The 19,301-nt window shown below is 41.8% G+C and carries 23 protein-coding genes and 1 pseudogene; 6 read left to right on the top strand and 18 right to left on the bottom strand.

Annotation, left to right across the window (positions count from 1 at the left end; all coding sequences use genetic code 11):
* Window positions 1–60: 60 nt before the first annotated feature.
* A complete protein-coding gene (locus BUB85_RS15515; RefSeq protein WP_073112148.1) occupies window positions 61–996 on the top strand; it encodes an Rpn family recombination-promoting nuclease/putative transposase in 936 nt (311 codons plus the stop codon).
* A gap of 223 nt (window positions 997–1,219) precedes the next feature.
* On the opposite strand, the gene BUB85_RS15510 is transcribed toward BUB85_RS15515, so the two are convergent.
* The 5 genes from BUB85_RS15510 to BUB85_RS15490 all read right to left on the bottom strand — a co-directional run bounded on the left by BUB85_RS15510 (window position 1,220) and on the right by BUB85_RS15490 (window position 4,148).
* Complete coding sequence (locus BUB85_RS15510; protein WP_073112146.1) at window positions 1,220–1,561, bottom strand: DUF3795 domain-containing protein; 342 nt, start codon at window positions 1,559–1,561, stop codon at window positions 1,220–1,222.
* A 210-nt stretch (window positions 1,562–1,771) separates the two neighbouring features.
* Window positions 1,772–2,221 carry a GNAT family N-acetyltransferase gene (locus BUB85_RS15505; RefSeq protein WP_073112172.1) on the bottom strand — a complete coding sequence of 150 codons (450 nt, stop codon included), beginning with the start codon at window positions 2,219–2,221 and terminating at the stop codon, window positions 1,772–1,774.
* Between the two features lie 73 nt (window positions 2,222–2,294).
* The gene (locus BUB85_RS22645) at window positions 2,295–2,501 is read right to left on the bottom strand and encodes a recombinase family protein (protein WP_408607101.1); all 207 of its coding nucleotides are present in this window, start codon (window positions 2,499–2,501) and stop codon (window positions 2,295–2,297) included.
* A gap of 98 nt (window positions 2,502–2,599) precedes the next feature.
* Entirely contained in the window at window positions 2,600–3,454 is an 855-nt protein-coding gene (locus BUB85_RS15495; protein ID WP_073112144.1) for a chitosanase, read from the bottom strand.
* A 124-nt stretch (window positions 3,455–3,578) separates the two neighbouring features.
* The gene (locus BUB85_RS15490; RefSeq protein WP_073112142.1) at window positions 3,579–4,148 is read right to left on the bottom strand and encodes a TetR/AcrR family transcriptional regulator; all 570 of its coding nucleotides are present in this window, start codon (window positions 4,146–4,148) and stop codon (window positions 3,579–3,581) included.
* 145 nt (window positions 4,149–4,293) lie between these two features.
* Between BUB85_RS15490 and BUB85_RS15485 the strand changes: the two genes are divergently transcribed.
* Complete coding sequence (locus tag BUB85_RS15485) at window positions 4,294–5,037, top strand: PrsW family glutamic-type intramembrane protease (RefSeq protein WP_073112140.1); 744 nt, start codon at window positions 4,294–4,296, stop codon at window positions 5,035–5,037.
* 496 nt (window positions 5,038–5,533) lie between these two features.
* Here BUB85_RS15485 and BUB85_RS15480 read toward each other — a convergent pair whose 3' ends face one another.
* A complete protein-coding gene (locus BUB85_RS15480) occupies window positions 5,534–6,049 on the bottom strand; it encodes a nitroreductase family protein (RefSeq protein WP_073112138.1) in 516 nt (171 codons plus the stop codon).
* Window positions 6,050–6,180: 131 nt separating this feature from the next.
* On the opposite strand from BUB85_RS15480, the gene BUB85_RS15475 reads away from it, so the two are divergent.
* A complete protein-coding gene (locus BUB85_RS15475) occupies window positions 6,181–6,510 on the top strand; it encodes a winged helix-turn-helix transcriptional regulator (RefSeq protein WP_073112136.1) in 330 nt (109 codons plus the stop codon).
* A 22-nt stretch (window positions 6,511–6,532) separates the two neighbouring features.
* On the opposite strand, the gene BUB85_RS15470 is transcribed toward BUB85_RS15475, so the two are convergent.
* The 3 genes from BUB85_RS15470 to BUB85_RS15455 all read right to left on the bottom strand — a co-directional run bounded on the left by BUB85_RS15470 (window position 6,533) and on the right by BUB85_RS15455 (window position 9,177).
* Window positions 6,533–7,021: a cysteine hydrolase family protein gene (locus BUB85_RS15470; RefSeq protein WP_073112134.1), complete on the bottom strand. Its 489-nt coding sequence runs from the start codon at window positions 7,019–7,021 to the stop codon at window positions 6,533–6,535.
* A gap of 773 nt (window positions 7,022–7,794) precedes the next feature.
* Window positions 7,795–8,640 carry an SDR family oxidoreductase gene (locus BUB85_RS15460; protein WP_084534078.1) on the bottom strand — a complete coding sequence of 282 codons (846 nt, stop codon included), beginning with the start codon at window positions 8,638–8,640 and terminating at the stop codon, window positions 7,795–7,797.
* An 18-nt stretch (window positions 8,641–8,658) separates the two neighbouring features.
* Entirely contained in the window at window positions 8,659–9,177 is a 519-nt protein-coding gene (locus tag BUB85_RS15455) for a flavodoxin (protein ID WP_073112130.1), read from the bottom strand.
* A 260-nt stretch (window positions 9,178–9,437) separates the two neighbouring features.
* On the opposite strand from BUB85_RS15455, the pseudogene BUB85_RS22640 reads away from it, so the two are divergent.
* Window positions 9,438–9,611, top strand: a pseudogene (locus BUB85_RS22640) (TetR/AcrR family transcriptional regulator); the annotation flags it as partial.
* 12 nt (window positions 9,612–9,623) lie between these two features.
* On the top strand, window positions 9,624–10,082 hold the full coding sequence (locus BUB85_RS15450; RefSeq protein WP_242945453.1) for a hypothetical protein: 459 nt from the start codon (window positions 9,624–9,626) through the stop codon (window positions 10,080–10,082).
* A gap of 306 nt (window positions 10,083–10,388) precedes the next feature.
* Here BUB85_RS15450 and BUB85_RS15445 read toward each other — a convergent pair whose 3' ends face one another.
* The 7 genes from BUB85_RS15445 to pcrA all read right to left on the bottom strand — a co-directional run bounded on the left by BUB85_RS15445 (window position 10,389) and on the right by pcrA (window position 17,088).
* Window positions 10,389–10,646 carry a helix-turn-helix transcriptional regulator gene (locus BUB85_RS15445; RefSeq protein ID WP_073112126.1) on the bottom strand — a complete coding sequence of 86 codons (258 nt, stop codon included), beginning with the start codon at window positions 10,644–10,646 and terminating at the stop codon, window positions 10,389–10,391.
* An 11-nt stretch (window positions 10,647–10,657) separates the two neighbouring features.
* Window positions 10,658–10,855 carry a hypothetical protein gene (locus BUB85_RS15440; RefSeq protein WP_073112125.1) on the bottom strand — a complete coding sequence of 66 codons (198 nt, stop codon included), beginning with the start codon at window positions 10,853–10,855 and terminating at the stop codon, window positions 10,658–10,660.
* A 347-nt stretch (window positions 10,856–11,202) separates the two neighbouring features.
* On the bottom strand, window positions 11,203–11,511 hold the full coding sequence (locus tag BUB85_RS15435; protein ID WP_073112123.1) for a type II toxin-antitoxin system RelB/DinJ family antitoxin: 309 nt from the start codon (window positions 11,509–11,511) through the stop codon (window positions 11,203–11,205).
* A gap of 168 nt (window positions 11,512–11,679) precedes the next feature.
* Complete coding sequence (gene rlmD / locus BUB85_RS15430) at window positions 11,680–13,041, bottom strand: 23S rRNA (uracil(1939)-C(5))-methyltransferase RlmD (protein WP_073112121.1); 1,362 nt, start codon at window positions 13,039–13,041, stop codon at window positions 11,680–11,682.
* A gap of 146 nt (window positions 13,042–13,187) precedes the next feature.
* Window positions 13,188–14,219, bottom strand: a complete 1,032-nt coding sequence (locus tag BUB85_RS15425) for a 3-deoxy-7-phosphoheptulonate synthase (protein ID WP_073112168.1) — start codon at window positions 14,217–14,219, stop codon at window positions 13,188–13,190.
* A 135-nt stretch (window positions 14,220–14,354) separates the two neighbouring features.
* Entirely contained in the window at window positions 14,355–14,594 is a 240-nt protein-coding gene (locus BUB85_RS15420) for a hypothetical protein (protein WP_073112119.1), read from the bottom strand.
* Between the two features lie 271 nt (window positions 14,595–14,865).
* Complete coding sequence (gene pcrA, locus BUB85_RS15415; RefSeq protein ID WP_073112117.1) at window positions 14,866–17,088, bottom strand: DNA helicase PcrA; 2,223 nt, start codon at window positions 17,086–17,088, stop codon at window positions 14,866–14,868.
* A gap of 284 nt (window positions 17,089–17,372) precedes the next feature.
* On the opposite strand from pcrA, the gene BUB85_RS15410 reads away from it, so the two are divergent.
* Window positions 17,373–17,972 (top strand): DUF1836 domain-containing protein, encoded by a 600-nt coding sequence (locus BUB85_RS15410; RefSeq protein ID WP_073112115.1) that lies wholly within the window; start codon window positions 17,373–17,375, stop codon window positions 17,970–17,972.
* A 79-nt stretch (window positions 17,973–18,051) separates the two neighbouring features.
* Here BUB85_RS15410 and BUB85_RS15405 read toward each other — a convergent pair whose 3' ends face one another.
* Together BUB85_RS15405 and BUB85_RS15400 are read right to left on the bottom strand one after the other, a co-directional pair.
* A complete protein-coding gene (locus tag BUB85_RS15405) occupies window positions 18,052–18,342 on the bottom strand; it encodes a YerC/YecD family TrpR-related protein (protein WP_073112113.1) in 291 nt (96 codons plus the stop codon).
* Between the two features lie 133 nt (window positions 18,343–18,475).
* Window positions 18,476–19,201 carry a phosphatase gene (locus BUB85_RS15400; RefSeq protein WP_073112111.1) on the bottom strand — a complete coding sequence of 242 codons (726 nt, stop codon included), beginning with the start codon at window positions 19,199–19,201 and terminating at the stop codon, window positions 18,476–18,478.
* Window positions 19,202–19,301: the final 100 nt, after the last annotated feature.

Genomic DNA, 19,301 nt, shown 5'->3' with positions numbered 1-19,301 from the left:
TTACGGCAGGAGTTTTCGAGCCAGAGATCTCCTAAACAAAAATTGAATAAGGAGGTTTACATGGCAGTAACGAAAGAAAAGAAACAGTTGGCTGCAGAAACGCAGCAGGAAGTGGAGCCGATGCTGCAAGAGCATCATGCAAAAGATCATGCAAACAAGTATCTAGAAGACTATCCGGATGTATTTGCGGATATATTTAACGTGCTTTTGTTTAAAAAGGAAATGATTCGACCGGAAGACTTAATTCAGGGACCTACAGAATCCGTCTACAAGGAAGAGAATGGCAGGACATTTAAAGAGCAGCGTCGCGATACAACAAAGTATGTACAAAAGCTGGGAACGACGATGTCGCTGATCGGAATTGATAACCAGACAGCGGAAGATCAGGATATGACGATCCGGGTCATGGGATACGATTATGCGGCTTATCGGAACCAGATACAGACAGGGAATGTTCGCTATCCAATTATAACGGCAGTATTGTATTTTGGGGATAAGCGGTGGTCGAAAGCAAAAGAGTTAAAAGAATTGTTCGACAACGGAAATGCAGAATTTGCAGCATATGCACAGAATTATAAGCTTCATCTGATTGAGGTTGCTCACATTCCTAAAAAGATAAGGAATGAATTAACCAGTGATTTTCGGGAAGTTGCAGCTTTTTTTGCGAACAGAAACAAAAAGGGGTATCAACCATCGAAGAGAAAGCTGCGGCATGTAGAAGCAGTACTTAAGATGTTAGAAGTATTTACTGGAGATAAGCGGTATCAGGATATCGAAAATGAGATTATGAAGGCAGTGGAGAAGGGAGATGAGATTACAATGTGTGAATTTGCAGAACGTATGACGCAGAAGGGTATTAATCAAGAGCGAGAGCATGGAATTGCCGCCTTGGTGGAAAGTCTGAGAGAACTTGATGTTCCGGAAATGGGAATTGTTGAGATGATTATCAAGCGATATGCACTTTCAAAAACGGCAGCAAAGAAATATGTACACTAGAACATGGTTATCGTAACACCACACAAACATGAATGAAAAAAGAGTAATAAAATGAACCGCCCAGCGGACATTCGCAATCCGCTCTGCTACTTGCTCATGAACATCCCGCAGCTACGCTGCCTTTCAGCAGGGGCTCTTAATCCCCTGCTGAAACAAGCATCCCCCTTCCCCCCACTTAGTGCTCTACGCACTTGAAGTGGGGGAATGCTTACAGATCTTCAAACTATGTGGTCTGTCCCCTGAGATTTTTCAGGGCAGCAGGATTATTTGAGATAATCGCTCCAACTGTCTGACATTTTTCCAGATCCGGGCAATCACCACATGTAGTCACGCTTTTTTTCATTGCACACTGACGAATAGCGCAGAAAGTATCGCAGTATACAGTTTTGACCCCATCAACACGACAACCTGTGCAATTGATATGTTCAGGCAGAATGGGAGCATTATTTAACTCAGCCCATAGTTTTGCAGTTTTCTCACGCAACGCCTGGTCATCGTTGATTGTTGCAAGATATGCATCGCATTTTTCACAATCCAGTCCACAGTAAGCAATCATGCCTTTCATAGTTATGTACCTCCTAAAATTTCAGTTTTTCAGCCCTACAGGCTGGAGTTTATTTACTTAACAATCCAATCCTAAATTCATCGGGACAATGAAATTGACCGTTTTGAACACGATTCCTGCCCTCCTTCCCTTGACAAAACAACTATACTCTATGACGTCCGTGACGGTCGATAGTGTTTCTGGATTTTTTACCTGATTGATAACTTCAGTTTATCGTTCCTTTTCCATTTCGTAATTTGCGAGAAAAATACCTTGTCTCTCTACTTGCCGTTTTCTTACAGTTCTGTAGCCTCTCTTTTCAAAAAAAGGTTTTGCAGTAATTGAAGCATGCGTAACAACATTTCCTTGAACTGCTTGTTCTAACTGATTGCAAATAACAGTAGCAACACCTTTCCCTTGATAATTGGAATGAACATATAATCGATCCAGATACCCCGTTTTATCTATATCACCAAAACCTACTATGATTTCATCCTCAGATACGACAATACAATAATGTTCTTGCAACGATTTGTTCCACTTGTCCAAATCCACTTGTCCAGTTGCCCATACATTCAGCTGCTCTTTCGTATAATCGTTCGCATTAACAGCATGAACCGTATTGTAAAACAATTCCGCCAATTCTTTACAATCTGATTGTTGATAACGTCTAATCTCCACTCTCTTAGTTCTCCAACTTCTATTTGTAATAAGCTTATTATACCATTTAACTCTGATAAAAACCATCGGAATATCATTCTTTCTTTTTATACTTCCGGATCTCACTACTTTCCTGCACTGCATCAAACATTTCCCTGGATATGATTGCCGGGTGATGATCATCAACCTGGTACTTTTCCCGCTGACCGTTATTTATGATTCTCTTATCACTTGGGAACGTGGCTGTATATGTCCTGTAAAGAACAACACTGCCATAATACTTTTCATTGTTTGTATATATGAAAAAAGCACCCCCGCCGTCAATTCAATGCGGTAAGCGTGCCTTTCTACAAGGATATTCAGATTTTACTTGGTACTGAGTATTTTAGGGCTGCTTTTTCATTCGTTCGTATTACTCAAACTGCTTTTATCCAGCTCGAACGCTTCTCCATACATCGTCCATCTAAGAGGAAGCTCTAATGTCTCGTTTCCTGCCTCAAGAAACGCCTGCTGTGTATTTAACCGGGACAAATCCGAGTGTGCTTCTTCCTTTTTCATAATTACACTTCTTGCATCTAAAAACGCCTGCAAATATGTTTTCTCATTCCCTCCCATTGCAGGGGTGTCTGCCGACGCTTTGGCTGTCATCCGAATTCCGTTGAAGCTGTCCTCATCGTCCCCAGGTCCATGCACAACCATTGCATCATAATAGATGTATTGCCCCAAAACACCGAGTCCATCTTCGTTGGCAAATGTGATGGATGGATTGAGGTACAAATCATCTAAAACCGCATTCTGAGCCTGTATCATCTCGGCATCTTCTGACGCAGTTTGCCAGTCGACAAGAAATGTATCGCCCAGGCCTTCGTGTGAATCCGTTCCCACTACCGCTTTCAGTGCGGAAAGATATTTTTTCAACGGATTGTTTTGGGGCTTCAGCTTATTATATTCAGTTACCACTTGTAACAAATCTCCGGTTCCTGACGTAAAACCAATGACACCCGCTGTGTAGCCTCTTCCGTCTCCAATATCCTCGATGTAGGAATACTGCTTGCTATAATCAGTGCTGGAGTTTTCCGCGCTGGAAACAAGCGCAAAGACTTCCTTACGAAGAATACCTGTTCCGATATTCGCAGAATCCTCCGCATGTCTCACGTCCTTATTTGCGCATCCATTCAAAAAAATGGTAGCCAGAATGAGACATGAAATTATAAAAAAACAGCCTTTTTTTATTGTTAGCTTCTTACACGCCATCAAATATGTCCTCCTCAAATTTTGTTTTTTCGTTCCACATAAAATATAATCCTCCCAACAATTCTGTAGGTGCTTGTAGTCGAACCATGCAGTAGATAAAACAATGGAATATTACAGAATAAATTCAAGAAGAAAACGAGTACCTAATCTGGCTGGCTAAATATTGTACCATCTCCTCTTCAATCTGAACTGGTTCATTATCCATTTTTGCAGCGCATCTTGAAAACTGCAGAAACATACCGTCAATCAAAAATTGGAGTTTCATAATATTTAACTCTGTTCTTTCAATTATTCCTGCGTTAAAAATATTCTCTATGATTGCATCCACTATCATGGAAAAAACATTCTCGCAAAAACGAATATTTTGCGGACTAAATAGTACCGCCCCTGCATCAGGCAAAGTATCAGATGTACGTATAAAGAATCCACGTACAAAAGCTTCTGGATTATTTAACATTTGTTCGTAATAAGTCGAATGTGCAGCAATCTTCTCAACCTGTTCCTGCAGTAGTTCATAATATAATGCATAAACATCTGAATAATGGAGATAAAATGTACCCTTATTGATTTCTGCCGCTTTTGCCAATTCTGTTACTGTTATTTTATCAAGACTCTTTTTTTGAATCAGTTGAAGAAATGCAGATTTTATAGCCCGTCTGGTTTTAATCACTCGAAGATCTGTTTTAGTATCCATAATAATCTCCCATCTTAAATAAACAATTTTGTAAAAATGTCTATTATACGAATCTATTTAATTATTGTTTATTGAATAATAGACACCCGTCGTATATCTTACTAATATATCAAAAAAACAAATATGAATCAAGGAGATTAAAATTATGAAACTATTTTTAGCCTGTATTCTCAGTAATTTTCCAGGACTTATTTTACTCATTTTGCTTATCCGACAATCCCGAAAAGAAAAAACACCTGTAAGATCATTGATCTTATTAATTATTCTTGGATTTTTAGTAATGGTTCCCATTGTAGCATTACAAACCGTCATCGGCTATGCTAATGAAATCCCTTTTATCAGAAGCCATGTTTTACTTAGCGAAATACTGATGACCGTCATTCGTTTGGCATTTATTGAAGAATTGTGTAAATTTACCGTAACCGCAATCATAACCTGGAAAGGAAAATATTTTGTAAGTCATTTGCAGGGAATGATGTATCCAGCCATTGTCGGATTATCCTTTGGAATACTAGAATCCATAGCATATATGGCATTTTCCATACAACAGTTCCCTACTCGATTCTGGTCTATTGTGTTAATGCGAGCACTTCTTGGCGCACCTGCGCATGGGGCCTATGGCTTAATTATTGGTATATATTATGGACGTGCCAAACAGGCAGCAAGGCAGCATGACATAGCTTCCAGGCGAAAAAATCTTTTTTTGGCATTGTTCATACCAACTGTAATTCATGGCCTGTATGATTGGCTTGTTTCCAGCCAGATCATAAGAATAGGAAATACTTCAATCGTTACCGTTATTGTATTAGTCATGGATGTTTTTATTATTCTCTATGCTTATTATGCTTTATATAAACAATGGAAGCAAAAAACAACTACAATAGAATAATAGAATTCACCCCAAAAAGGGCAGTTACATTATCGTAGCATTCGTGGCTGCAGTATTTCCGGTTGGCATTACCATACACTGTAAATGGCTTTTTACAGGCCGCCCATCTTGTTACGCATACAGAAACTCTTGACCGTATTCTCCAAGAGGTTCAGGGCCTGGGCAAATTTGAGTGTCTTCCTTATCGTCGAAGGGTCACTCCTTCTGACCGCTATGTATTGGGGAACAGCAAAACTCCCAATTTGACGCAAAAAAATTACTCACTGGGGAAATCAATCCTCAATGGGTAATGTAGATAATATTTTATTATTATGAGTAAAGCGGACATTCGCAATCCGCTCTGCTACTTGCTCATGAACATCTTGCAGCTACGCTGCCTTTCAGCAGGGGCTTTTAATCCCCTGCTGAAGCAAGCATCCCCCTTACCCACCACTTAGTGCTCTACGCACTTGAAGTGGGGAATGCTTACAGATGTTCAAACAAACTATAAGCTATTTTATAGATATTCTACTATTTCGCTGAGTTCTTTACTCTGTTCATGCCATGCGGCTGGTTTTACATTTTCTGCTGCATAACCAATCGGAAGCATAAGAACAGGTCTGACATTCTCAGGGAAGTCAAATTGTTTTGCAACCAATGATGGTGAGAAAAAACCAACCCAGCATGAGCTAATTCCAAGTTCCCATGCTTCAAGCATCATATGTGTTGCCACAATGCTTGTATCCTGTTCTCCGCTGTGCACACCATCTTCATTGGGATTTTTCCAATCCTTGCTTTTGTCATATGCAATAATCAAAACAGTTGGTGCACCATAATGGCATTTTGTAAGAGAGCGTAGTTTTTCCAATCCTTTTTCTGATTGGACGACATACACTTTCTGCGGCTGATAATTTCCCGCAGTCGGAGCAATCTGCCCTGCTTCCAAAATCTTTTCCAATTTTTCTTTCTCAATCACTTTTTCTGAAAAGTTTCTGACTGAATATCTATCTTTTGCCAATTTCATAAAATTCATTTATTATTCTCCCTTCGCATCATCTTGAAATCAGTACAATCAAATGTTATCATATTCATATTCTTTTTTGAAGTACGCAGTTTTTTCGTATATAGTATCAATTTTGATACTATGGAATGGAGAGGTATATTATGACAGAAGAAAAGCAACTACAATGTCCTATGAATTTACTAATGAACAGTATAGGCGGTAAATGGAAAATCAGTTTATTATGGGCATTAAAGGAAACCAAGCGATTTAACGAATTACAGAAACTATTCGGTGGGATAACACAGACAATGCTCACCAAACAACTTAGAGAGTTAGAACGAGATGGCTTTGTTCATCGTGAAGTATATAAGCAGGTTCCACCTAAAGTTGAATATTCTTTAACAGATATGGGAGCTGATTTTCTACCCATTCTTTACAATATGAATGACTGGGGTGCGAAACATTTTGAAGAACTGAAAAACAAAAGATGATTAGATTTTTCTTGCGATATTATTACATTACTTCGCTCAATTTTTCAACTTTACACCCCTTGCTTGCATAGTATTGAAGCATCTCATCAATCTTTCTTTTATCATAACTGGTAATACAGTCTGACAGAACATGAACTCTATATCCTTTTTTTGCCATATTGTAGCAAGTGGATTTTACACAGGCAATGGCATCAGCACCGGTTATGTAAAATTCATTGATTTCATTTTCACTAATAAAAGCAGCAAACTCTTCACTCGTTAATGCATTACCTTTGGATTTAGTGAATACATTGTCAGATGCAATTTTCATATCAGAAACTAATTCTGCCCCTTGTGTACCCGGCTTGAATGTTCTTGTTCCGGCAGACAAATTGTTATGCTTAATATAAACCACATGCATATCCTGTGCAACTGCCCAATTAATCCCTTGATTGATATTGTCTATGATTTCCCTGTAATTCTTTGTAATATCGTTTTGAATATCAATAACGACGACCGCTTTATTCTGCATAGTTTTTCCTCCGCATCTTCTGATTTGCTCTCCGCCAATATAGGTTCCTAATCCTCTTTTAAATTTTCTATTATTGCAAATGCACATGGCATTCGCCCCTGTACCACCTTATATTCTAAAACTTTTATATCTTGTTTTAACATCCTTGTTACCGCTCATCAGTATACCATAAAAATTCGTTTCCGGGAAAACCATTTTAGAATTCCTGCAGGGAAAAGGATATCATCCGCAATCCCTTGTAGGAGGTATCCTATACAGTTTTGCCTCAAAGCCGCCCACATACATTTCTGTTTCTTTAATTTCCAGTATCTCTGTGTCAAAATACTGCACAACCATCTTATCCCACTTGGAGAGTGCCGACAACTTTTTCAGCCATACAGCCGATGCCGAAAATGTGACAGAACTCGACACAACACCCTGACGGATAACATCCCTCTGCTTTCTCAATACGGAACAAGACACACAACACTTCTAAATGCGGTATACCTCATGAACCATCTTTTACATTTTTCTCTATTCCTTTTCCGACTTCAGCGAACCATAATAACAGGGTGCAGTCGCACCACCACCGCACATGAACTCTGTGCCTGTAATAAACGCTCCTTTATCGCTCATAAGCAGTTCTGCAACATTAGCAACCTGATATGCCCAGATCCTGTTACAAGCATAATTTTTTTATATCGGGTCCTTTCCGAATTATATGAAATACTTCCATCTAGAAATCTTCCCGTATAGGCCCCTGCTGTTTAATCTTTTGAAAACATCCGGCATCCTTATACCTCCGGCTTTAATGGTCCATAGAAAAAGCTTGCAGTTGCACCACCGTCAATCAAAAAATCTGCTCCTGTGATAAAGGCTCCTTTTTCACTCAATAAAAGTTCCGCTACATTTGCAACCTCATCTGCTGTACCTGGACGTCCTGCCGGGCATTTTGCAAACATATTCTTATAGAAATTCCCCCTCGATCCATTCAATTCATCGATAGCAAGTGGCGTAACAATAATTCCTGGAGAAATGGAATTAACCCTTGCACCTCTTTCGCCCCATTTAACAGCTTCACCCATAACACGCTTCTCATTGCACCTCTTCGCTATCTGATACGCATGAAGGGTATCCTTGATATTCTCTGGCTGCAAAATTTCTAATTTCAGTAAATCTTCCGTTGGAGTGATTGCAAGCTGCTTATCAGCTTCTGCTGATAACTGCGGCATTCTGTGTCCTGACTGGCTGGAAATGGTAACACCTACGCCGTCTTTGGCTATAACCTTTCCCACTTCCTCCAGGAGTACTGCCGTGCCATAAAGATCAACTTTTAAAATCGCCTCAATTGGTGCCTGGCTTGGAGATACACCAGCACCATTTACAAGCATCTTTATCTCACCATATTCTTTTGCCTTTGTAATTAAAGCAAGAATGGAATCTCTGGACGAAAGATCCATCTTTACAGGCTCTACATCAAAGCCTGCGTTATTCATCATTTCCGCAATGGTTTTTGCATTGTCAAAGTTCTTATCGCCCATCACAATTTTCTTTCCATAGCCCATGCGTCTGGCGATCGCCATACTGATTTGTCCTGCTCCTGTAACAATCATTACTTCTTTCTTTTTCAACTGTTCCATCTTTGTTCCTCCATAATTTTAGTAAGTGGAAATGCTTTCATTCCATTTCTCCAATGTCTCATCACAGCGTGAAACACTGCTCCCCTGAATAGCCAGACCTTTTTTGAACTCTGCACTGGAACAGATCTTTTTCAGATCGCTTTCACTCCTGCCCATACCACTTCCCTCGTGGGTACAGATTGCGCGGACTGTTTTCCCTTTAAAATCAATCTGTTCCAATACCGTGAACATATGCATCGGCATTGTGCCCCAGTAATTAGGATACATCACCGTAATCAGGTCGTATTGTTCTGTGTTGTCCGGCATCTCTTTCACTGCCGGGCGAGCATTGCTGCGAAGATCTTTCTTTGCCTGATCAATACAGGTATTGTAATCATCAGAGTAAGGGGTGACTGGTTCTACATGAAACAGCGTTCCCCCTGTCAGTGCTGCCAGTTTCTCTGCAACCACCTCGGTATTTCCTTTCTCAATATACTTAAGACTCCCTCCAAAATAATTTTCTGCTGCTCTTGAGTAATACAAAATAAGTTCTTTCATAATTTTAATCCTTTCTGTTTTTTTGTTTACTTGATTCTGTGATAACCACTTCCTTTTTGGACGTGCATTCTCATTTTGTTCCGGCTTCGCATATTTGTCCTCTTTTTTATCTTACATCGTGTAACTTAACCGTAGTATAGCATTCATCTTACACAGTGTCAACTATTATTTTACACAGTGTTTGTTATTGACTTATGCGATATTATCTCTTATAATGAACGTAACAGAGAGATTTGAAATAATAAAGGAGCCAATGCGGGATGGATTTTCAACGTGCACGAACACCAGAACAAATAGAAAACAGACAAAATGAGATTCTTTTTGCCTGCAAAGAAATATATATAAAGAATGGTTATGATGCTGTCACAATTAAAGGAATATCGGAGATTACCTCATTTACCAGACCTGCCATTTATGGTTACTATAAGACAAAAGAAGAAATCTTTATGGATATTTTAAAAGAGGAATTTATTCTATGGGGTGTGGATTTTCAAAGACGCTGTCAGAAAACGAACGATTACTCCAGAGAACTTTTTTGTTCCATACTTACTGATTCCATGTGCGACAGAACCACGCTTCTTGAACTTCTGTCCGTACATCTAAATACTATGGAAAACAATACAAGGTTGGAGCGTTTGGTTGAATTTAAAAAAACTGTATATCAATTCTTCGATATATTGCAAAATCAAATACGCTGTTTTTTTGCTGATGCAGACGAGAAAAATATAAAAGACTTTTTTGATCATTTTCTGATTTACCTGAACGGACTATATCCACATATCGTACATTCAGAAATCCAGAAACAGGCTATGACCTTGGCGGGCCGACCGCCTGTAGAGCGCAACATCAGACAGGTCTGTTATAATGGATTACTTCTTATTTCCAGATCTTTGGTCAAAAAATAATACAAGACGCCGTCTATTACCTGATAGACGGTGTCTTGTATTATTGATTGAAGATCTATCTGCCGCAGTTTTTTCTGCTGTCTGAAAGCATGGGTTTCCACCTGATTCACTGCAGGAAACATATTCTAGGAAATAGCATAAGTAAGCAGCTGCAGCATTACCAGATCCACATCCGCCACACGAAATAAGTCTCCAGTATGCAACGTTTTTCATTAATTATCAAGTTAAATTTGCGACGTTTTTTATATTTTCTTTTTCCTTTTTGCGACGTTTTTCTGTCTCTTTGCATCCACTTTTACTATAGCATCACTGTTTGACGGTAAAATACTCCGTTGAACTGTTCTGTTCACAGTACTTCTTCGATGTCATCTGATCTTTCTCCTTGAACACTTTCTCCATATAGCTCTGTGACGGAAAATTGATATACTCCGCAATATTGGAAATGGTTTCCTCCAAATATTTCAAAAGATTTGCCGCATGATGTCTACATAGCTGGAAGTCTTTCTGCATCTTTTTTTTACACATGTACAGAGTGTAATCGCCACAACCGCAACATTCTTCCAATGAGTTAACTCCTAGCCGGACAGCTTACCAAGATCAGCATTCATATTTCCGGAATACCCAAGTGCCTCCTCGATCCGCCCTTCCCGAATACTATCAAGAAGCTTTCGCCCCTCCTGCTGAACACATGCAAAGTACACAGAAAAATCATCTTTGCAGATATACGGTTTCTTTTGCCTTTTCGCGCCGCCAATCAGACTCTGTCTTAGCACTTCACTCTGTACGATTGGATTATATTCGGTATGCTCTCCATAGGAGAACTCTTTTTATACTTTCCTCACCGCACCGTAATATTCATCACACTTAACAGGGATGGAAGTGCCGATGTCAGTTCATCGGCACCACCTACCGCGTAAAAATAGCCGCCAACGCTTTACGCATCAGCAGCTATCATTTTCTGCAACTGGCTATTTCTTTCACCTGTATTTACCGTTGTTTCTTCTATAGTCTTCTCCTTACATCTTCGTATATTTTTTAAGCTGTGTATCTATATCACGTCCCCCATACATAACACGGATAATCGTAACCACTGCCTGATCTGAAATTTCTATTTCGAATATCATAAATTGTAATCTTTACGGATATCTGCAAATGCTTTACTAGCAGTTTTTGCGCTGCCAGCCTTCATGTCCGCATATCCTTTCTCAATTTCCAGATTCATCTGGTCTTCTGATAAAGCACTCATGTCTATTGGTCTTGAAGAGGGGATTTTCACATCAAAAGGAAGTCCTCTCTGAAGGATAATCTGTTTATAAAACATATTGATAGCATTAGATGCAGGAATACCAAGTGCTGAAAGAATACCTTCTGCCTGTTCTTTTACCTCTGGTTCGATTCTTGCATAAAGATTTGCTGATTTTGTAGCCATAGTAATCGCTCCTCTCAAAAACGTATAATTTTTCTTACACTTATATTATACGCATTTGTCAGCACAATAGCAATACATGTCAAAAATTTATTTTTTGACCACCTAAACCAAAAAGCACTACCACTTCTGCCACCGTTTCGCCCACCTTTTAATTCCCCTTGTAAATCCTTATTTTATGCGGCTTAAGCTGCAAATTGTTTCACAATGCACAGTCGCCGGAAACATGTCTATAGCCACAGCCTTCTCCACGCAATACCCCCGCTCCTGCAGTACTTCCAGGTCCCGTGCCAGACTCGTCGGCTTGCAGCTGATATACACCATCCGGTCCACGCCGAAATTGATGATCTTCTCCAGTGCCTTTGGGTGTATCCCATCTCTTGGCGGATCCAGAATGATCAGATCCGGCACTTCTTTCAGATCATCGATCACCTTCAACACATCACCCGCATGGAAATAGCAGTTTTCAAGGTTATTCAGCTTCGCGTTCTCTTTCGCCGCTTCCACAGCCTCCTCGACGATCTCCACGCCGACCACACGCGATGCCACCGGTGCCACCATCTGGGCGATGGTTCCCGTTCCGCTGTAGAGGTCAAAAATAACTTTGTTTTTTGTATCTCCGACATACTCTCTCGCTGTCTCATAGAGCACCTCAGCGCCCAGTGAATTGGTCTGGAAGAAAGAGAATGGTGATATCCTGAATTTCAGTCCCAGCAGTTCTTCGTAAAAATAATCCTGCCCATAGAGTATCTCCGTTCCTTCATCCTTGATGGTATCTGCCACATTGTCGTTGTAGGTATGCAGGATTCCCGCAATCTTTCCATCCAGTTCCAGCGCGAGCAATGCATCTTTCCACTCTTTTGCATAAGTTTCCTGCGTCCGTGTGGTAATCAGATCCACAAGGATTTCACCGGTCTTGTGTCCCTTTCGAACCAGCATATGTCTCAGGCAGCCGTCATGACGCATTCTGTGATAATACGGGATTTCTTTTTCGCGGTAGAAGTCCAGGGTTGTCTTCAGAATCTTGCGATAATCTTCATCCACGATCTGGCATTCCGTCACGTTGACAATGTCATGAAAGCTCCCTCTCTTATGCATGCCAAGAGCCAGCGGTCCGTCCTTGAACTCATCGCCGAAAGTAAATTCCATCTTGTTGCGGTAGGCAAACTGCTCCGGGCTGCCTTTGATGCCCTCAAATACCAGATTGTCCACCTGCTCTTCCAGCAGAGCCTTCACCTGGCTTTCCTTCAGCTTCAGCTGTTCTTCGTATGGCAGGCTCTGATAGGTACATCCGCCGCAGGCACCAAAATGAGGACATGGACTCTCCATCTCAAGCGGTGATTTCTCTATCACCTCCAACAGTCTTCCTTCTGCTTTTCCTTTTCGGATCTTATTGACCGCGAACCGTACCTTCTGTCCGGGAATGCCGTTTTTCACGATTACCGGTTTTTCCTCGCCCTCGGGATATACCCTTCCCTTATTGGGGAACTCGACAGATTGGATAACCCCTTCTAACACTTGTCCTTTTTTCATACTATTTCCCTTTCATTTTTAGAAAGTTAAAGCGGATATTTCTATCCGCATTTGCTTCTACAATATAATGCGGACATTTAAAATCCGCTTTGCACTTAACTATTTTTAATACTTACACTTCATAATTTTCTTAGCACTTCTTATCGCTAACACTTCTCCGCAATATCATAAATCAACCGCTCTGTGTCCTCAAATCCCAGGCAGGGATCGGTAATGGATTTTCCATATTCCATATTCTCACAGATTTCCTGACGGCCTTCTACCAGATAGCTTTCAACCATCACTCCCTTGACCAGCTTCTTCACTTCCGGATTATAGTTTCGGCTGTGCATCACTTCGCTGACGATACGGATCTGCTCCTTAAACTTTTTATCGGAATTGGAATGATTCGCATCAATGATTGCCGCCGGATTTGCCAAATCCTTTTTCTGGTACGTTTCCATGAGACGTGCCAGATCCTCATAGTGGTAGTTCGGCATGTTCTTGCCGTACTTGTCCACACCTCCGCGCAGAATAACATGCGTCAGCGGATTTCCCGATGTCGTAATATCCAGTCCTCTGTAAATGAACCGGTGAGAGTGCTGTCCCGCAGTCACAGAGTTGAGCATTACGGAAAAATCTCCACTGGTCGGGTTTTTCATACCAATCGGAATGTCTGCACTGCTCGCCACCAGGCGGTGCTGCTGGTTCTCCACAGATCTTGCTCCCACTGCCTCATAGGATAGAATATCGTCCAGATAGATTCGGTTCTCCGGGTAGAGCATCTCATCTGCAGATGTCAGACCGCTCTCTTCCATAGCACGCAAATGCATCTTACGGATTGCGATAATTCCAGCCAAAAGATTCGGATCCTTCTCCGGATCCGGCTGATGAAGCATACCCTTGTAGCCATCGCCTGTGGTTCTCGGTTTATTGGTATAGATTCTCGGAATCAGAATCACTTTGTCCTTCACTTTTTCAGCAATCGGTGCAAGTCTGTTCACATATTCGCAGACCGCATCCTCTCTGTCCGCGGAGCAGGGTCCCACGATCACAAGAAATTTATCGGACTCCCCTCGGAATACTTTTGCAATTTCCTCATCTCTTTCTTTTTTTAATGCAATCAGTTTATCCGACAGCGGGTAAACTGTTTTAAGCGCATCCGGTGTTGGCAACACCTCATTTATAATCATAGACATAACTGGTAATCCTTTCTGTTCTTTTCCATACATCTTCTCTCATGCATCATCTCTGATGCCATGTCATCTATCGTGAAAAAAGAATGGAACCGATAGATTCCATTCTTTTCAAGATTCTTCCTCTTCGCATTCTGCTTAAATCTGATCTTCTTCACTGAAATAATCGTCAAAATCATCGTCAAAATCTTCTTCAAAATCTTCCAGATAATCTGGTGTAAAGAAACAGTATACTGCATATGCGATAGCTGCAACTGCTGCTACGGCTCCAATAACTGCCATAATCCAAAGTACACAGTTTTTAGATTTCTCAGCCTCTTTTTTGTGTAATAAATCATTCAATCTTGTCTCTGCTATTAACTCTTCTACCTTTGTCATTTAGCACGTCCTTTCCCCTATTGTGTCATCAGGTCTATTAATATACTATGATAATTATAACACTATCATTTTCATATTACTACTAATTTATCCATTTTTTCAAATTTGATTATCCGTAAACATTCCCACTTCAAGTGCACAGAGCGCGGAGTGGATCGTTGGAACATTGCACGCTTCAACAGTACCTTAAAACGCCCCTGCCACGAAGCTGTTGGACAATCATCGAAGCAGGCAAAGCGGGTTTCCAAATGTTCACTTTATCAAACAATCGCTATATCCGCTCCAGTTTTGCAAACGAAGCGAACATTTTCTTCACGCCAACGTGGTCAAATTCTACCGTCACTTCATAATCCCGGCCGCCTTCGGCGATTCCGGTCACCAGGCCTTCCCCGAATTTTTTGTGACGGACCCGGTCTCCCACGTCAAAGTTCAGTCCTTTTCCCTGTACCACCGTAAACTGTCTCGGCTGTTTTGATGCAGAAAATGCTTTGGCATGGAAGGACTGTTTTGCCTGGAAATATGCCTTCTGCGCCGGAACCTCCGGTTCTTCCTCAATCAGATTCCCCGTGGTCATCAAATGAGCCGGGATTTCTTTTAAGAAACGGGACATCTTGTTGTACTGTGTCTCCCCGCGCACCATGCGCCGTCTCGCGCAGGTCAGGGTCAGCTCTTCTCTTGCACGCGTGATTCCCACGTAGCAGAGACGCCGCTCTTCCTCGATTTCATCCGGATCGTCCGCCGTGATGGTCATATAGCTCGGAAAGATGCCATCCTCCATACCAGACAGATATACATGCGGAAACTCTAGCCCCTTGGCACTATGTAATGTCATCAGTACCACGTAATCTGTGGACTCATCCAGACTGTCTATGTCTGCCACCAGCGCAACTTCCTCCAGAAATCCGCTCAGAGTCGGCTGTTCGTCCTCACAGGATTCCTCGTAAGAAACGATCTTGCTCACCAACTCGTCAATATTCTCGATACGTGCCTTGGCCTCTTCCGTGTCCTCAGCCTCCAGATTCTCCACATATCCCGTCTTCTCTATGATTTCCTGCATCAAATCCGATACGCCGCAGACTGCTGCCCTGCTCTTAAAATACTCAATCAAGGCTACAAAAGACTCCAGCTTCGCCGCTCCGCGTCCCACTCCCGGGATCAGATCCAATCCGCCCAGCGCCTCGTAAAATCCGATTTCACGCTCCGCCGCAGACTCCTGCACACGGTTGATGGTGGTCAGTCCAATGCCCCTCTTAGGCACATTGATGATGCGGCGAACCGCCAGATCATCCTTTCCGTTGTCAATGGTCTTCAGATAGGCCAGCAGATCCTTGATTTCCCGTCTGGCATAGAAATTGACACCGCCCACAATCCGGTATGGAATGTTGGCAACCACAAATTTCTCCTCAAAGATACGGGACTGTGCATTTGTCCGGTACAGAATCGCATGATCGTTATAACTTCCCAGGCCATTGTCCACGTGGCTCTTGATGTCCCCTACAATATATTCTGCCTCGTCGTAAGCCGAGTCAAACTGCCGCAGCCTGATCTTGTCTCCCTCACCATTATCCGTCCAGAGAGTCTTGTCTTTTCTGCCATAGTTGTTACGGATCACCGCGTTGGCCGCGTCCAGAATGGTACTGGTAGAACGATAATTCTGTTCCAGCTTGATCACTCTGGCATGGTCAAATTCTTTCTCAAAATTCAGGATATTCTTAATGTTCGCGCCGCGGAATTTGTAAATGGACTGGTCATCATCCCCCACCACACACAGATTCTTGTACTTTCCCGCCAGTGTACTGATCAGCCGGAACTGCACCGTGTTCGTATCCTGATACTCATCTACCATAATATAGCGGAACCGTTCCTGGTAGTAATCCAGCACATCCGGCTGGGTCTGCAGAAGTTGTACCGTCTTCACCAGCAGATCATCAAAATCCAGTGCATTGTTGGCACGCAGCTGTTTTTCATATTCCCGGTAAACCTTGGCAATCTTCAATTTGCTGAAATCGCCTGCAGCATTGACCTCATACTCGTCCGGGGAGATCATCTCATCCTTTGCTGATGAAATGGCTGCCAGAAGATTTCGTTCCTTGTAGACTTTGGTGTCGATGTTGATCAGCTTGCAGACATCTTTCATCAATGTCTTCTGGTCATCTCCGTCGTAGATAGTAAAGTTGTTATCATAGCCCAACAGATCAATATGTCTTCTCAGAATCCGCACGCAGGTCGAGTGAAATGTGCTCACCCATATACTCTCCGACCCAAATCCGACCAGCTGATCCACACGCTCTCTCATCTCTCCCGCCGCCTTGTTGGTAAATGTGATTGCGAGGATATTCCAAGGATTTACTCCCTTTTCTTCTATTAAATATGCGATTCTGTGAGTCAGGACTCTGGTCTTGCCGGAACCCGCTCCCGCCAGAATAAGAAGAGGGCCGTCCACATGAAAAACGGCCTCCTGCTGCTGCGCATTTAATGTTCCGTATTTATCCATTCTATCATTTCCTCATTTCTTGTTAATTGGCAGACGTATGAAATATGTACTTTTCTGCCGTCATGATACGATTATAGTATAAAAGATGGTTTCTGTCATCCGAAAATTCACCTGCTCCGAAATCTGTTTTCAGTCCAGGCACTAAATCGATTCACAAAACACTTGTTATCTAGTTTTTAATACTATATAATATTGATATTGAGATAACTATTCAAAAGTAAGCTGCCACAATCTTTTTTCATCCGGCTGCCCGATTCTGAACGGTTACATATTGAGGTGATATTATGACAATTGATACAGACAACCTGCTTGAGAGCATTTTAGAAAGCATTTCCCGCATTGATTATATTCATCCGGGTGATATTCCAAACATCGACCTGTATATGGATCAGGTCACAACCTTCATGGATGAACAGCTGTCCTCCACAAAGCGGCACGAGGACGATAAGATTCTGACTAAGACCATGATTAATAATTATGCCAAAAACAATCTTCTTCCACCACCATCAAAGAAGAAGTACTCCAAGGAGCATCTTCTGGTACTGATTTTTGTATACTATTTTAAGAATATTTTATCCATCAAGGATATTGACACTCTGCTCCGTCCCCTCACCACCAAGTATTTTCAGACTGACAATTCCTTTAATCTTACCTCCATCTACGAGGAAGTCTGTGCGATGGAAAAATCACAGATTGACTCCGTCGCCGATGAAATCAAAGAAAAATACCATCAGTCAGAGAAAGCATTTCCTGAGGCGGATGCTGAGGACGCCGATTATCTGCAGCTCTTTTTCTTTATCTGCAGTCTGAGTTTTGATGTATACGTTAAAAAACTGCTTATTGAGAAATTAGTTGACCAGCTCCCTGAGCCTCCGAAAAAATAACTGCCAGCATAACATGTCACAAATAGATACAGCCAAAGTCAAACGCATTAAAAAAGCAAGGCCAGCACCTTGCTTTTTTTTATTTTTTGTTAATTCTGTCAAACACCATGTCGTAACCGTCATTTCCATAATTCAACGACCGGTTCACACGACTGATTGTCGCGGTGGATGCACCCGTTTTTTCCGCGATCTCAAGATATGTCTTCTGCTCTCTGAGCATCTTCGCAACCTCAAACCTCTGAGAGAGTGAAAGCAACTCATTGATTGTACATATATCCTCGAAGAATGTATAACATTCCTCCTTACTCTCTAAGCTCAAAACAGCTTTAAACAAATAATCCACTGCTTCTGTTCTTATTTTCTTACTCATCTTTCTATCTCCTTCACACGCAAATCATCATTGTTTACATTTTAGCACACTAAACTTTTAAAGTCTACAGCTTTTTATCTTGATTGTATTTCTGATTGTGCGTTCTCCGGTTGATCGAATGTCATCGCTTATACTAGTCCGCTTGATATCGGTTGATAAACGGTTTCAGTTTTTTTAAATCCGTCGTGACAACCAGTTCCTCTGGAAAATCACACTCCCTCAGCAGCGGCAGTGCGAAGTCAAAATTTCCCGCATCGACGTCCACATGGGCATCGCTTCCAGTGGTGATCGGCACCTCATAGCGCTTGCAGAGATCCAGCATCTCAAACAAATTCTCTCTGGCCTGTGTCCGGAACCCCCTTGGATTCAGGGACGAATTGTTGACCTCAAGTAATGTATTCGTCTCTTTCGCCGTTTTTACCAATGTTTCATAATCAATCGGAAATCTTCCGTCATCCGGATGTCCAATGATGTTGATGTGTGGGTTTTTCATCGCATTGACGTATGCTTTTGTATTGTTCTCTATGGTCGGCTCCTCATGAAAGCACGGCTGATGAATGCTTGCCAGTACAATATCGAGCGGTTTATAAAGAGATTCCGGAAGATCCACCTCCCCATCGCTGTTAAGAATATTTAATTCCACTCCCAGAAGTACCTGGATTCCGTTCATTTCGCGCGGGACTACTTTCAGATTCATGAAGTAAAGCTCTCCACAGGTTCCCGGCATCTGTGGCGCATGCTCAGTCAGTGCCAGTGCCTCCAATCCATGCTCCGCCCCCGCCTGTACCATCTCTCGCATCGTGCTGTATGCATGCCCGCTGACCAGTGTATGGGCATGTGTATCTGCTATGATTTTCATGTCGTATTCCTCTTCTTTCTACATTTATTCTGCTTTTTATTTTTGTCTTGTCATTTCCTTATGTGCAAGCACAACGGCTCCTTTATGTCTACTGTCTCAT

The organism is Hespellia stercorisuis DSM 15480 (genome assembly GCF_900142165.1).
Taxonomy (GTDB): domain Bacteria; phylum Bacillota; class Clostridia; order Lachnospirales; family Lachnospiraceae; genus Hespellia; species Hespellia stercorisuis.
This window is presented reverse-complemented; position numbering and strand designations above follow the sequence as displayed.